Annotated in this window: 13 protein-coding genes; 9 read left to right on the top strand and 4 right to left on the bottom strand. The window is 32.6% G+C overall.

Annotated elements, in window-relative coordinates; genetic code table 11:
* Positions 1–113: 113 nt before the first annotated feature.
* Entirely contained in the window at positions 114–1,436 is a 1,323-nt protein-coding gene (gene merA / locus LQ598_RS12915) for a hypothiocyanous acid reductase MerA (protein WP_107559546.1), read from the bottom strand.
* A 189-nt stretch (positions 1,437–1,625) separates the two neighbouring features.
* Between merA and LQ598_RS12910 the strand changes: the two genes are divergently transcribed.
* The 7 genes from LQ598_RS12910 to LQ598_RS12880 all read left to right on the top strand — a co-directional run bounded on the left by LQ598_RS12910 (position 1,626) and on the right by LQ598_RS12880 (position 8,403).
* Positions 1,626–2,423: an SDR family oxidoreductase gene (locus LQ598_RS12910; protein WP_103322497.1), complete on the top strand. Its 798-nt coding sequence runs from the start codon at positions 1,626–1,628 to the stop codon at positions 2,421–2,423.
* A 27-nt stretch (positions 2,424–2,450) separates the two neighbouring features.
* Positions 2,451–4,334: a BglG family transcription antiterminator gene (locus LQ598_RS12905; RefSeq protein WP_239745657.1), complete on the top strand. Its 1,884-nt coding sequence runs from the start codon at positions 2,451–2,453 to the stop codon at positions 4,332–4,334.
* Positions 4,335–4,336: 2 nt separating this feature from the next.
* The gene (locus tag LQ598_RS12900; protein ID WP_016912683.1) at positions 4,337–4,807 is read left to right on the top strand and encodes a transcriptional regulator GutM; all 471 of its coding nucleotides are present in this window, start codon (positions 4,337–4,339) and stop codon (positions 4,805–4,807) included.
* Positions 4,795–5,346: a PTS glucitol/sorbitol transporter subunit IIC gene (gene srlA, locus LQ598_RS12895; RefSeq protein WP_016912684.1), complete on the top strand. Its 552-nt coding sequence runs from the start codon at positions 4,795–4,797 to the stop codon at positions 5,344–5,346. Before LQ598_RS12900 ends, srlA begins: the two co-directional genes overlap by 13 nt.
* A gap of 10 nt (positions 5,347–5,356) precedes the next feature.
* Complete coding sequence (gene srlE / locus LQ598_RS12890; protein ID WP_016912685.1) at positions 5,357–6,367, top strand: PTS glucitol/sorbitol transporter subunit IIB; 1,011 nt, start codon at positions 5,357–5,359, stop codon at positions 6,365–6,367.
* A 20-nt stretch (positions 6,368–6,387) separates the two neighbouring features.
* Positions 6,388–6,738, top strand: a complete 351-nt coding sequence (locus LQ598_RS12885) for a PTS glucitol/sorbitol transporter subunit IIA (RefSeq protein WP_016912686.1) — start codon at positions 6,388–6,390, stop codon at positions 6,736–6,738.
* 246 nt (positions 6,739–6,984) lie between these two features.
* On the top strand, positions 6,985–8,403 hold the full coding sequence (locus tag LQ598_RS12880; RefSeq protein WP_107559451.1) for an MFS transporter: 1,419 nt from the start codon (positions 6,985–6,987) through the stop codon (positions 8,401–8,403).
* A 643-nt stretch (positions 8,404–9,046) separates the two neighbouring features.
* Here the strand turns inward: LQ598_RS12880 and LQ598_RS12875 are convergent.
* From LQ598_RS12875 to LQ598_RS12865, 3 genes are all read right to left on the bottom strand, one after another.
* On the bottom strand, positions 9,047–10,459 hold the full coding sequence (locus tag LQ598_RS12875; protein WP_107537254.1) for a DHA2 family efflux MFS transporter permease subunit: 1,413 nt from the start codon (positions 10,457–10,459) through the stop codon (positions 9,047–9,049).
* 197 nt (positions 10,460–10,656) lie between these two features.
* On the bottom strand, positions 10,657–11,100 hold the full coding sequence (locus LQ598_RS12870) for a helix-turn-helix domain-containing protein (RefSeq protein WP_016913090.1): 444 nt from the start codon (positions 11,098–11,100) through the stop codon (positions 10,657–10,659).
* Between the two features lie 9 nt (positions 11,101–11,109).
* Entirely contained in the window at positions 11,110–11,901 is a 792-nt protein-coding gene (locus tag LQ598_RS12865) for an arylamine N-acetyltransferase family protein (RefSeq protein WP_226908955.1), read from the bottom strand.
* Between the two features lie 105 nt (positions 11,902–12,006).
* Here LQ598_RS12865 and LQ598_RS12860 point away from each other — a divergent pair, with 105 nt between their 5' ends.
* Positions 12,007–12,822, top strand: a complete 816-nt coding sequence (locus LQ598_RS12860) for a metallophosphoesterase (protein WP_107537255.1) — start codon at positions 12,007–12,009, stop codon at positions 12,820–12,822.
* Between the two features lie 23 nt (positions 12,823–12,845).
* Positions 12,846–13,313, top strand: coding sequence for a DUF3995 domain-containing protein (locus LQ598_RS12855; protein ID WP_239745656.1), 468 nt, complete (start codon positions 12,846–12,848; stop codon positions 13,311–13,313).
* The last annotated feature ends 777 nt before the right edge of the window (positions 13,314–14,090 follow it).

The raw sequence follows: 14,090 nt of genomic DNA, 5'->3' as shown, positions 1-14,090 counted from the left end.
AAATAGCGCCGTTGGATTTATCAAGTCGAGTCCCACATGATAAATAGAGCCCACATATTTCAAAAATAACCCCAAACAACACGATCGTTGTCTGGGCTCATCATCAAAACTTCCTATATATTAAATAAATCATTGAATGATTCTACCATTGTAGGGTGTGTGTATATATTATCTCTTAATGTTGTATATGGAATGTCTTGATCCATTGCGAGTTTGATCAAGTTAATAATTTCTTCTGATTCTTTGCCAAATAAACTAGCACCCAATATCAAATCACTGTCTGCGTCTACTACGACTTTAAATAATCCTCTATCATCGTTATTAACTTTATGACGTGGGATATTTTTAACTTCAATTTTTCCTTCTTTAATATGGTGACCTTCTTTTTTAGCTTTGCTAGCTGTGAATCCTATACGAGCAAGAGGTGGGTCTAGGAACACGGTATACGGGACATGACCTCTATTTTTAGTTGAACGTTGTTGGCTGCCAGTTAAATGATCTTTAACAATTCTATAATCGTCTAAAGAAATGTAGGTAAATTGCGCGCCACCTTTAACATCACCGACTGCATAAATATGGTCTACCGTTGTTTGTAAAAATTCATTTACTTTAATTTCACCTTTATCTCCAAGTTGAATATCGGTATTTTTTAAAGCTAAATCTGTATTAGGAACGCGCCCTGTAGCGAGTAATACGGCGTCACCTATAATGTCACCTTGATTCGTGTGCACTTTCGGGCGATTACTCTCTGTTGAAAATGCGGTTACTTCAGCTTCGTCTATAAATGCTATGCCACGATTTAAAAATTCTTCATATATACTAGATGCTACGTCTCTATCTTCAGTTATTAAAACGTGCTTCTGACTGTTAATTATTTTCACTTTACTACCTAAATTAGAAAATATAGTCGCGAATTCTAATGCGATATAGCCGGCGCCAATGATAACGAGTTGTTCTGGCAAGTTATCCAGTTCCATAATACCTTTAGAATCATAAATATTTTCAGTAGATTTAATACCTTCAATATCTGGTATGTTTGAGCGATTGCCAGTATTAATGACAATATTTTTCGCTTGTAATGTCTCCACAGTTTCGTTTGATTCATCTAATAAAATGACTGTTTCATTATCTTTAAACTGAGCTTTATACGTATATACATCAATGTTGTCATCTGAATCGAGATTATTAAAATTCTTCTTATTTAAAGCAGCAACAACATCTTTTTTACGAGTCATTGTTTCAGAAAATGAATGTTGTTCAGTACTTTCGTGTAATAAAGTTTTACTAGGAATACATCCGACATTGATACAAGTACCACCGTACATATTTGAATCTTGTTCAACAACCGCTATTTGTTGGCCTTGTGCAGCAAAGTCTTTAGCAAGCGTCTTTCCAGCTTTACCAAAACCGATGATCAACGTATCGTACTGTTTCATGAATAAAACCTCCGTTAATGTGTCTTTATACACATTATAATCCTTTTAAAAATATATATCTGACTTCGGGCATTGGGAGCGATTCATGTATTATTTTATTGATTTCAAATTTATGCACAAAATTTGAAATTAATTATGAAAGCGTTTCAGACTATAATGAATTTACAACTTAACATAGGAGGAAATGAAATGACTCATAATTGGTTAGAGATAGAACATAAAGTGATTATCGTAACAGGCGGAACATCTGGAATAGGTAGACAAATTGTAAATTCACTATTAGAAAATGGTGCAATTGTTTATAATGTAGACTTAAAGGATGATCCAATTAATAATGAAAATTATTCCTTCATACAAACTGATGTAACAAATGAAGAAGCAGTTCAAAGTACAGTTCATAGGATTATAGAAGAACAGTCTCAAATAGATGTATTAATTAATAATGCTGGTATTAATTTACCTAGATTACTGGTAGATGTTAAAGGTGAAAAGCCAGAATACGAAATTAATATGAAGGATTTAGATTTAATGTTTGGTGTGAATTTGAAAGGACCTATATTATTTAGCCAAGAAGTAAGTAGACAATTTGTTAAACAAAATAAAGGTGTAATTGTTAATATTTCTAGTGAAGCTGGACAAGAAGGTTCAGAAGGACAAAGTATATATTCCGCTACCAAAGCTGCATTAATTGGATTTACAAGAAGTTGGGCTAAAGAATTAGGTAAATATAATATTAAAGTCGTTGCAATTGCTCCAGGTATACTCGAAGAAACTGGATTGCGTACTAAACAATATGAAGAAGCATTGGCATATAGCAGAAATACAACAGTAGATAAATTAAATGGTGATTATTCAAAATCTATACCATTATCTAGAGTAGGTGGATTATCAGAAGTTGCTGATTTAGTTTGTTATTTAAGTTCTGATAGATCTAGTTATATTACTGGCACTACCATCAATATTTCAGGTGGAAAATCAAGAGGATAAGACTAAGAAAAAGAAAGGGGGAAAGTTATGTTATTAAATAAAAAGCATTTATCTATAATAGAAATATTGCAAAAAGAAAATATTTCTATTGAAAAACTTTCCCACAAACTTTCTATTTCTCAAAGGACTTTATCGAATTATATTAATCAATTACAAATGCAATTTGAAGGAACAATCAGTATTATAAAGCAACATCATGAGTTTTCTATGATTGTTTTAGATGAAACGGTGTTCTTTAATATTTTTAAAAAACTTAAATTAAGTATAAGTGAAAGCCTAAATGAAATAGAAGAAAGAGAAGAAAGAGTCTTTTGTTATTTGTTAAATAATGGTGTTTGTACGATAGATGACATTGCAGATGAACTTTATATAAGCAAAAGTGTTGTTCATAATACGTTGAATGAAATTAAAAATATAATTAAAAACTATAAAGTGGAAATAAAAGGCACACAAAATGTCGGCCTAAGAATAGAAGGTAATGAAATAGAGCTTAGAAAAGTCTTAATTGAATGTTTTTCTAATCCATACCAAAATATGGAATTACCAGAACAAATTATTCATGTGCTGAAAGACATTGAAAAAGACTTTAATTTGGATAGTGCAACTTCTGAAAGAATCAAACTTTCAACTAAAGTTATGCTTTCTAGATTAAAAGAAGGCTATAATATTCAACAAAATGTGCAGATTGAGGAAAGAGTATTTGAATCTGAAGATTTTATGGCGGTTAGTAATATAAAAGAATATATTATGAATCATTATGAAGTACAATTTCCAAATCTTGAAATACTATTAATTGTATTCCAAATTATTGGTAGAAGAGCTTCAATCATTGATGAAATGATTAATGAACGAGATCAATCGACTTTAAACAATATTGTTAAAAATACGATAGATGATATTAATTTTTACTACACAATAAAAATTGACGAGCAGCTTTTTAGTAATGACATTCAATTGCACATTAAGTATTTAATAAACAGACTCGTTTTCGACATTAATATCCAAAATAATTTAATTGATGAAGTTAAAACGAGATATCCATTCGCATATGAGCTATCGAAAGTGTTAGCCGAAAACATAGAAAAAGAACTAAAAATTAAAGTTCCATTGAATGAATTAGGCTTTCTATCAATATATTTCAGTGTTTATTTACAGCAGTTAGAACAAAAATTCAAAGAAATTAAGACAATTGCATTCATAACAAACCAAGGTTTGAGTAGTTCTAAGTTAGTGACAGTTCAATTAAAAAAAATATTTGGACAACAAATTGAAGTGAAGGTAATGAATGAAAATGAAATGCAATTGAGTGATTTAGATAAATTTGATTTAACGGTTTCTACTATAAAAAATAATAGATTGTTCAACAAAATTATTTATATAGACAATATACTCGATGAACAAGCGTTGAAACTGAAGATAGAGCAATTTCTAATTTATAAAGATGTTAATAATCGTAATCTATTTAATCAAAGTATTATCGTTGATTTCATAAAAGAATCAGACGTATATCATATTAAAGAAAGTATGAATTATGAAGATGTGATTCAGTATATGGCTCAAGAAATGATTGAAGAAGGTAAAGTTGATGATAATTTTTCTCAAAGAATTTTAGAACGAGAAAAAAGTAAGTCTACTATAACGGGATTATTAGGGTTTCCACATACAAGCCATTATATGGATAATATTTGGGTTAAATTTGTCATTCTAGATCAACCCTTACTAGATTATGAAACGGTGAAAGTCATTGTACTTGTGGCAACACCAGAGAATGAAGTGAACGAAGCGGTACTAATTCGACTATATGAAGAAATCTTAGCTATCACAGCTAACAGTTATATTATTAAAAAAATAAATAGTGATACGGATTATATAGCACTAGCACATATATTAAATAAAGAAATGGGGAGTTAGCTATGTTTTTCATTATATTGATTATAATGTTAGCTGTTGGCTTTGTTATCCAGTATTTACTGGGATTAGTTCAAATTAAAAACTTTACGAGACACTATACGCTCATGAGAGAAAAAGGACGTGTTGCAATTGGAAGACGTCCAGCAATATTTAAAGCTGGAACGCTGGTGCTTTTGCAAATTAATAACCGTAATGAAATTGAAGAAGCAAGGTATATGCAAGGCGTGACAGTGTTCTCTAAATTTAAAAAATTAAAGGGATTAGAAGGTTATAAAATTAATAAGTTAAGAGATACTGATTTGCAAAATTACAATAAATTATTAATTAAAGCAATTTTAGATGCACAGCACACATTTAAAGTTATTCAATCGGGTGGAGAAATTGAGAAGATTCCTTCACCGATGATGAAAGCAGTTAAAAAAATAAATAACATGTTTAAAAAAGAAGGGAGTAAATCATCATGGACATCATAGTAAAGTTAGCGGAAGGCTTTATTAAATTATTTCAAACTGGCGCAGATACGTTTATAGATTGGATGACGACGATTGTACCACTTGTATTAATGCTGTTGATTGCAATGAATACATTAATTCAATTAATAGGTGAGAATCGTATTAATATTATTGCTCAAAAATCTTCAAAAAACCCATTATTAAGATATTTAGTATTACCATTTTTAGGTTCATTCATGTTAGCGAATCCCATGGTACATTCACTTGGTCGATTCATGCCAGAAAAATATAAACCAAGTTATTTTGCATCGGCAGCGCAATTTGCTCATACAAGTAACGGTATTTTTCCACACATAAACCCAGCAGAATTATTTATTTTTATGGGTATTGCAAATGGTATTCAACAATTAGGTTTACCAATGACAGACTTAGCAGTTAGATATTTACTTGTAGGCTTACTCATGAACTTTATCGGAGGATGGGTTACAGACTTTACAACAAGTTATGTAGAGAAACAACAAAAAGTTAAATTAAGTACAGAAGTTAAATTAGAGGGATGAGGTGAATAAAATGAGTCAAAAGGCTAAAATAGTAAAAGGTTCTGGTGGTTTCGGTGGACCACTGGAAATTGGTGTAGAAGGTAAAAAAGACAAAGTTATGTATGTAACAGGTGGTCACAAACCAGATATTGTTGATAAAATTTGTGAAATCACTGGGGGATCTCCAGTAAATGGTTTTGAAACTTCTGTACCAGAAAACGAAATTATGGTAGCAGTAATTGACTGTGGTGGTACATTAAGATGTGGGATTTATCCCCAAAAAGGAATACCAACTGTAAACATTATGGCAACAGGTAAGAGTGGTCCATTAAGACAATATATAACTGAAGATATTTATGTTTCAAATGTGGATGTTGATCAAGTATCAGTAGTTGGAGATGATGTTTCAAATAATAAAGGGACATCCGTCAGTGCGACAGAACAACCAGTTGAAGAAAACACAGCATATTCTAAAGATAAAAAAATCATGGAAACAAGAGCAGAACAAGAAAATAAATCAATTTTAACAAAAATCGGTCTTGGTGCTGGTAAAGTAATTAATACTTTCTACCAAGCAGCACGTGATGCAGTCGAAACAATGCTTCATACAATCATACCTTTCATGGGATTTGTAGCTTTATTAATTGGTATTATTCAAGGTTCAGGAATAGGAGATTTATTCGCAAAATTTATGTCGCCATTAGCAGGTAATATATGGGGATTATTGGTAATAGGCTTTATTTGTTCACTTCCATTCTTAAGTCCATTACTAGGACCTGGCGGTGTAATAGGACAAGTATTAGGTACTTTAATTGGTGTTGAAATTGGAAAAGGAAATATACCTCCAAACTTAGCACTTCCAGCATTATTTGCTATCAATACACAGAATGCGGCTGACTTTATACCAGTGGGATTAGGATTAGCAGAAGCAGAAACTAAAACAATAGAAGTTGGCGTACCATCTGTACTATATTCACGGTTCTTAAATGGTGTTCCTAGGGTATTTGTCGCATGGTTAGCAAGCTTTGGACTATATAAATAATATTAAGGAGTGCTCATGTCATGTATCAAACAGAGATAAAAAGGATTGGAAAAGATGCGAAAGCATTTGAGGCAGAAAAGATGATTATATTATTTGGAGATAACGCTCCAAATGAATTAGTAGACTTTTGTTATATAATTGATATTAAACAAGTAGAAAATGAAATAACAGAATCTAATAAATTAAGTATAGATGGTATAGAATATCAAATTACTAAAGTTGGTTCAGCTGTGAAGAAAAATTTAAATGACTTAGGACATATCACTTTAAAATTTGATGGAAGTACAGTTGCAGAACAATCAGGATCATTATACTTGGAAAACAAACCATTAGTTAATATTGAAGTAGGAACAAAAATAGAAATTAAATAAAAAATAAAGACAGGGAAAAAGCTTTTGAATGAGCTTTTTCTCTGTCTTTATTATTTTTATCCACAAAAAAACGAGAAAAAAGAGAAATTTTACATAATTGGTCGACCACTCATGAAGCTTTTAACGTTATACGTTTGTGGTGTTTTTCACAAGATAGCCACCAGTGCAAAAGGATAATTTTACAGTTGTATTAATTTTTCAATCTGTTATTATACAATACTATATTGAAAGGGTGTTTACGAAAACATGAAATTCAACAAAAACAAAATTAATGTTGTAGATATGAAAAAAACTAAGAAAAGTGTCTATGCAACAGGTATAGGTAATGCTATGGAATGGTTTGACTTTGGTCTTTATTCTTATTTAGCAATTATCATCAGTAAAAATTTCTTCACATCAGTAGAAAATGATGAATTGAAATTAGTATTTACTTTCGCTACATTTGCGATTGCATTTTTAATGCGACCAATTGGTGGTATTATATTCGGAAGAATCGGGGATAGACTCGGTAGAAAAACAGTCCTCACAACGACGATTGTCTTAATGGCAGCTTCTACTTTAATAATTGGTTTATTACCAACTTATGATCAAATAGGTATTTGGGCGCCAATACTATTACTAATCGCTAGAATTATTCAAGGTTTCTCAACTGGTGGGGAATATGCAGGTGCAATGGTCTACATTGCTGAATCTTCTCCAGATAATAGAAGAAGTGTTCTTGGTAGTGGTTTAGAAATAGGTACGTTAGCAGGTTATATACTTGCATCATTATTAGCAAGTGGTTTATTTATTGGTTTATCAGATGCACAAATGCAAGCTTGGGGCTGGAGAATTCCATTTATCCTAGGTGCGCCGCTTGGTTTAGTAGGTCTATATTTAAGAAGAAATCTAGACGAATCACCAATTTTTGAAAATGAAATATCTGAAAATGAAGAAAAACCAGAGTCGTTCATATCCATTATCCAAAATCACAAAAAAGATATTATCGTATGCTTTATAGCAGTTGCATTCTTTAATATTACAAACTATATGTTACTTTCATATATGCCATCATATTTAGATGAAGTAATTGGTATTTCTAGTACAGTCAGTACGGTATTAATTACAAGTGTAATGATTGTTATGGTGCCATTAGCATTCTTCTTTGGTCGTTTAAGTGACAAAATAGGTAACAAAAAAGTTGTATTAATGGGTACATTTGGTTTAACAGCGACTTCACTGTTAGCATTTCACTTCATGGGACTTAACCAATTAATGTTTGTATCGTTAGGTATATTCATTCTTGGATTCTTCTTATCAACATATGAAGGTGCTATGCCAAGTTTATTACCAAGTATATTCTATACAGACGTTCGTTACCGTACATTAGCCGTAACATTTAACGTGTCTGTATCAATATTTGGTGGTACAACACCGTTAGTTTCAACATGGTTAGTACACGCAACACAAAATCCATTAGCACCAGCTTATTATTTAACAGCTGTAAGTATTATAGGATTTTTAACAATACTTGTACTATTTGAAACAACTTCAGGAAAAGCATTAAAAGGATCATATCCAACCGTATCATCTGAAAAAGATTTCGAACACGCTGTGGAAAATCCAAAAGATTCATTATGGTGGAGTGAACAAGAATTACAAGAAAACAAAGTAAAAACAGACTAAGTTATCAACAGTCTCGTTTACAATAGAAAACAGTAGAAATTCATTTTAAAAATTGAATTTCTACTGTTTTTTCTTATATTTTTTCGTTTGTTCTTTTAATTACATGCTCTAAGTTGCAAGACTGGCTAAACAAGCAACATAGAACGGCTCTAAGTTGCAAGACTGGCTAAACAAGCAACATAGAACGGCTCTAAGTTGCAAGACTGACAAAACAAGCAACATAGAACGGCTCTAAGTTGCAAGACTGACCAAACAAGCAACATAGAAGGTCTCTAAGTTGCAAGACTGACGAAACAAGCAACATAGAAGGTCTCTAAGTTGCAAGACTGGCCAAACAAGCAACATAGAATGGCTCTAAGTTGCAAGACTGACGAAACAAGCAACATAGAAGGTCTCTATGTTGCAAGACTGAGCAAACAAGCAACATAGAAGGTCTGTAAGTTGCAAGACTGAGCAAACAAGCAACATAGAAGGCCCGAATGTTGCAAGACTGCCTAAACAAGCAACATTCAGACCCCGCTCTCGCTCCCGCCACAGACCTCAACCTCATCCACTCATAAAAAAACAACTCATTTCTAACTGAATAAATCAGTGAAATGAGTTGTTTTTGATTTTGAGCTGGGATTCATGTCCCAAGCTTTTTTTATTTGCTTGTTAGTTTTGGCTTTTTAACAAATAGTGATGTGATAAGTCCTAATGCTGCGACAACGCTTATAAAGTAAAAGACAAATTGAATGCCGTGCGCGATGATTTCTCTTTCGCCTAAATCACTAGATCCTCCAGTGACTTGTTGTTGTCCGACTGTATAAAGTGTAATCGCTAATGCTGTACCAGCTGATCCTGCTACTTGCATTAATGTGTTCATAGCGGCTGATCCATCGGCATATAAATGCGGTGGAAGCTGATTTAAACCATTTGTTTGTGCTGGCATCATAACCATCGTTACACCTAAGAATAATACGATGAATAAACATATGATCATCCAAACAGGTGTCGTTGCTGAAATTGAAATTGAAAATCCTATAGCAGCTACAAGTATGAATAGGAAGCCAGCTATTCCGAAGTATTTTGCACCATATTTATCAAATAATGTTCCGATTACCGGAGATAATATAAAGTTTGTTGCATTACCTGGTAATAGCACAAGACCTGCTAATGCTGCTGTTAATAATAAACTGCCTTTTAAATAAATAGGTAATAAAATGGCTGTTGATAAAATAACAAGCATTAATAAGAAAATCATGATAACACCTAATGTGAACATTGGATGTTTAAATACTGTTAAATTCAACATTGGTTCTTTCATTTTCGTTTGTCTAGAACAGAATAGCACTAATGCAATGATACCGATAAGTAGTGGTAACCATACAATTGGAGAACTGATAGATATTTCCGCCATCGTACTCAATGCATAAATTAATCCTGCGAAACCGATTGTTGATAAACAGATCGAGATAAAGTCAATTTTTGGTTTCGTTATTTCTGATACGTTATTTATTTTAACGAATGCAATGATTGCTAAAACAACATAAAATATTGAACTAAACCAAAAAATGAAATGCCAACTTAAAGTTGTAATAATGATACCTGATAATGTTGGCCCAACAGCTGGTGCTAGCGTGATAACTAATCCCATTACGCCCATAACAACGCCTCGTTTGTTAATTGGGAAAATGTTGAGCATCACTGTCATCATAACGGGTAGTATAATTCCAGTTCCTACAGCTTGGATGATACGTCCGATCATTAAAACGGCGAATACTGGTGAAAGTGCTGCGAATAATGTACCAATAAATGAAATAATAAATCCACCTAATACAAGTTGTCTCGTTGTAAACCAACGTGTTAAATAGGCTGAGATTGGTACGAGAATGGCAAGGACTAATAAATATCCTGTCGTTAACCATTGTGCAGTAGGTGCACTTATATCATAGTCTTGCATTACGTTTGTTAAACCCATGTTTAATGCTGTTTCTCCAAATAAACCGATAAATGCACCTAACATTAAAATAAGCGCCATCGTTTTTGGATTTTTTACTTGTACTTCTGCTTTCATAATAAAATCTTAATCTCCTTCTACTAGTGAATACACAATCGCTGTGTATTAATATTTTGCTGAGAGCTTATGCAACTAGCAAAAGCATAGTGTTTATAGTATTGTTATTATTTCTGTTATAGCCGTTCTCAAAAATAGCAACTTACTCACTTTAGCAGAATGATACGTAAATTGTCAACTAGGTTTACAAAAATAAATTATTGATTTTCTATATCCCAATCCATCTTCAAAATTTCTCTCATTTTATCGACATTATCTGATCCGATTGTTTCGATGAGCTGCTGCTCTATCATCTGTTTATGTTTCTTACTTTCTAAAAAGCAAGCCTCACCAAGTTCTGTTAACTGTATTGATTTTTCTTTTTTGTTGCCTTCAACATCTTGAATGTCTACGAGTCCTTTTTTATTTAATTGTTTCACAAATTTGTGTACGGCTTGTCTAGAGATATTCACACTTTTTGTAATGTACGCCATATTACGATCATGCTTAAAAATCTTGGCCATAATATACCATTCAGAACTAGAAATGTATATGTCATGCGTGTTATTCCACATATCTTCTATTTTGGTACGTACGATACCATGTCGTTCACTTAATAAATCGAATAAATCTAAGTCTTGTAATTCACTATTAGATATCAATTTCTGACCTCAACTTTCTAATGCTTTAATTGTTGCATCTATTCCAAAATGTTTTTTTATAAGCTTTTTATAATTATCATGTGTAACTCGTTCTTTTTGTTTATCGTGTCGAGTCGTAACGGTTAAATGTTCGTTAGACATACTTACTCTACCATAATGTTTAGGCATTGTAATAATTAAATTTTGAACAAATATAGAACGAGGGTCATGCTCGTTATAATGTAAATGCTCTATAAAATATGGCCAATTTCTCGGTGTGAATTGGGTCTTGTAAGAAGTACGCCAATGTTCACGATCTATTTGTTTTTGAAGGTGTATCGTATCATCTTCATCAGTGATAGCGCGGTAATAACCATTCGTATCATGAATAATGTGAACGTCATCTGGACGCGTTATAGGTATAGCTTCAGTAGGTAAATCACCAAAGCCTACATCGGCGATATAATCTTTATCTAAATGAACAATAGTCGACATATGTGAACCATCACGACTCCAACTATCATCTGGCGCATGAACCGTTCCAGATACGCAATCTAGGTGAAAGCCTTTTTCTTTTAAATAATTTTGAAATAAAGTATTCATTTCATAGCAAAAACCACCACGGTGTTGATGTACAATTTTGTTGAATAAATCATCAACATTTACAGAAATAGGTACACCATTTTGTACGTTTATATTTTCAAAAGGGACCGTATACATAAACCTTTTAATATAATGATTTAAACTATTTAAATCTACTTGGTTAAATGTTTTAGCATCTATTTTTAAAAAGTGTTCAAATTGTTGAATGTCCAATGTCATTCCTCCGATCAAATTGTCAATTCTATTATAAAGGATATCGAGATAGAATATGTTACTATAAAACTGATGTTACACGGTTATATTATAGAAAGCTAGGTCATGCATATGAGAATTGGAACGATTTCAGATTTGCATATAGATAGAAGTAAAGATTATTATCCACAGGACTTTGAGTTCATTTTAAGCAAAGAAATCGCACGTTTGAAATTAGACGTGCTCTTAATCGCGGGAGATGTTTCTAACCATTATTTACAAACGATTCAATTCGTTCAAAATGTAAAACAACAATCAAATATAGAAGTGCTATTTATTCCGGGTAATCATGATTATTGGAAAAGTGAACAAGAAGAAAAGACGTCTTATGAAATTTTTGAATATTATAAATCACAACCTGAAAGCATTATTGGCAGTCCATATATAATTAATGATGAATGGGCGATAGTAGGGCATAGCGGTTGGTATGATTATAGCTTCGCAGATCATGATAAATTTAGTTTAGAAAGATTAGAGCGCAGAAAATATTACGGCTCAACTTGGTTAGATAAAGAACATATCGATTGGGGTAAATCAGATTTAGAAATGTCTAAATTAGCAGCAGCCTCTGTGAAAAATGATTTGGAACAAGTGAAAGATAAAAACATTATATTAATGACGCATATCGTCACACATAAAAAGTTTGCCGTACCAATGCCACATAGAATATTTGATTACTTTAATGCTTTTATAGGAACGTCAGATTTTGATCAATTTTATGAAACATATCCAATTAAGTATAGTATTATGGGACATGTACATTTTCGTAATATAATAGAAGAAAGTGGGATACAGTATATATGTCCTTGTCTAGGATATCAAAGAGAATGGAGAACAAAAAATTTAGAAACAGAAATACAAAACACTATACAAATCATTGAAATATAAAAGGAAACGCAATCAGAAGTTAAATGATTAAAATAGGTGATAAGATGAAAAAGTATATATCATTATTTGTTATAGCAGGTATCGTTCATACACTGTTCTCGTTGTATTGGGGACTAGGCGGGAACGCGGGATTAATAACAGTAGGTTCATGGGTGTTTACGTTAAGTGCACGGTTTGGCATATGGATGAACATGGTGTTAATCGTCGTCGCACTCATTAAATTCGGCGCGACAGTTATACCATTGACCTTAACAAATCACTTCGATAAAAGAATATATTATATATCGTTAGCCGGTAGTGTTTTTCTCATATTGTATGGCGGGTTAAATACAATAGTAGGTTGGTTGAAGCTCTTTAAAATAATAGAAAACCATAATTATTTCTCAACAATTGGCCAAGCATTCGTATGGGATCCATTGTTTTTATTATGGGGTATCGGGTTGTTAGGTTACGTATTGTCGTTGCATAAGTTTACGATAAAGCATGATTAAAAAGTTCGGGACAGAAATAACCATGCTCAAAAATTAAAGAACTATTCATTAGGTTATCGCCTAGTGAATAGTTCTTTTTTTGTTTTAAAATCTCACGATTTTGTTCGTGCATGCTGGCCTGGGGGTATGGTTCGAGCCTGTAGTCGCGCGCGGCATACTATTCCCCCGGGCGTCCGCACTTTACAAAATCGAGGAGAATAATCATTTCTATAATATTTTTTCGTTTGTTCTTTTAAGTACATGCTGAATGTTGCAAGACTGACTAAACAAGCAACATAGAAAGCCTGTAAGTTGCAAGACTGATGAAACAAGCAACATAGAATGTCCGTATGTTGCAAGACTGATCAAACAAGCAACATAGAAAGCCTGTAAGTTGCAAGACTGATCAAATAAGCAACATTCAGACCCCGATTCAACTCAAAATAAGACGTTTTCGTGCAATGTCATGGATTAACTTCAGACTTAACTCACGACATAGGCAATGTCATGGATTAACTACGGAATAAACTCACGACTTCAGGCATGTCTTGGATTAACTGCGAACTTAACTCACGACATGGGCAAAGTCTTGGATTAACTGCGAACTTAACTCACGACATGGGCAAAGTCTTGGATTAACTTCAGACTAAACTCACGACTTACGCTATTTCTTGGATTAACTTTGTACTTAACTCACGACTTCAGGCATGTCTGATGTGCACCCCAAAAGTTGAACCTCAAATCTAGCTTATAGGGGTGCATTATTTATGAGAAAAAAATATGATTTTAACTTTAAAC

It is taken from the genome of Mammaliicoccus sp. F-M27 (assembly GCF_022387115.1).
Taxonomy (GTDB): domain Bacteria; phylum Bacillota; class Bacilli; order Staphylococcales; family Staphylococcaceae; genus Mammaliicoccus; species Mammaliicoccus vitulinus.
Note: the sequence above shows the minus strand (reverse complement) of the source record. Positions and strands in the feature narration are given on the sequence as shown.

Coding starts and splice junctions, on each gene's coding strand:
- merA (WP_107559546.1), bottom strand. CDS start 1,436: ATGAAACAGTACGATACGTTGATCATCGGTTTTGGTAAAGCTGGAAAG.
- LQ598_RS12910 (WP_103322497.1), top strand. CDS start 1,626: ATGACTCATAATTGGTTAGAGATAGAACATAAAGTGATTATCGTAACA.
- LQ598_RS12905 (WP_239745657.1), top strand. CDS start 2,451: ATGTTATTAAATAAAAAGCATTTATCTATAATAGAAATATTGCAAAAA.
- LQ598_RS12900 (WP_016912683.1), top strand. CDS start 4,337: ATGTTTTTCATTATATTGATTATAATGTTAGCTGTTGGCTTTGTTATC.
- srlA (WP_016912684.1), top strand. CDS start 4,795: ATGGACATCATAGTAAAGTTAGCGGAAGGCTTTATTAAATTATTTCAA.
- srlE (WP_016912685.1), top strand. CDS start 5,357: ATGAGTCAAAAGGCTAAAATAGTAAAAGGTTCTGGTGGTTTCGGTGGA.
- LQ598_RS12885 (WP_016912686.1), top strand. CDS start 6,388: ATGTATCAAACAGAGATAAAAAGGATTGGAAAAGATGCGAAAGCATTT.
- LQ598_RS12880 (WP_107559451.1), top strand. CDS start 6,985: ATGAAATTCAACAAAAACAAAATTAATGTTGTAGATATGAAAAAAACT.
- LQ598_RS12875 (WP_107537254.1), bottom strand. CDS start 10,459: ATGAAAGCAGAAGTACAAGTAAAAAATCCAAAAACGATGGCGCTTATT.
- LQ598_RS12865 (WP_226908955.1), bottom strand. CDS start 11,901: ATGACATTGGACATTCAACAATTTGAACACTTTTTAAAAATAGATGCT.
- LQ598_RS12860 (WP_107537255.1), top strand. CDS start 12,007: ATGAGAATTGGAACGATTTCAGATTTGCATATAGATAGAAGTAAAGAT.
- LQ598_RS12855 (WP_239745656.1), top strand. CDS start 12,846: ATGATTAAAATAGGTGATAAGATGAAAAAGTATATATCATTATTTGTT.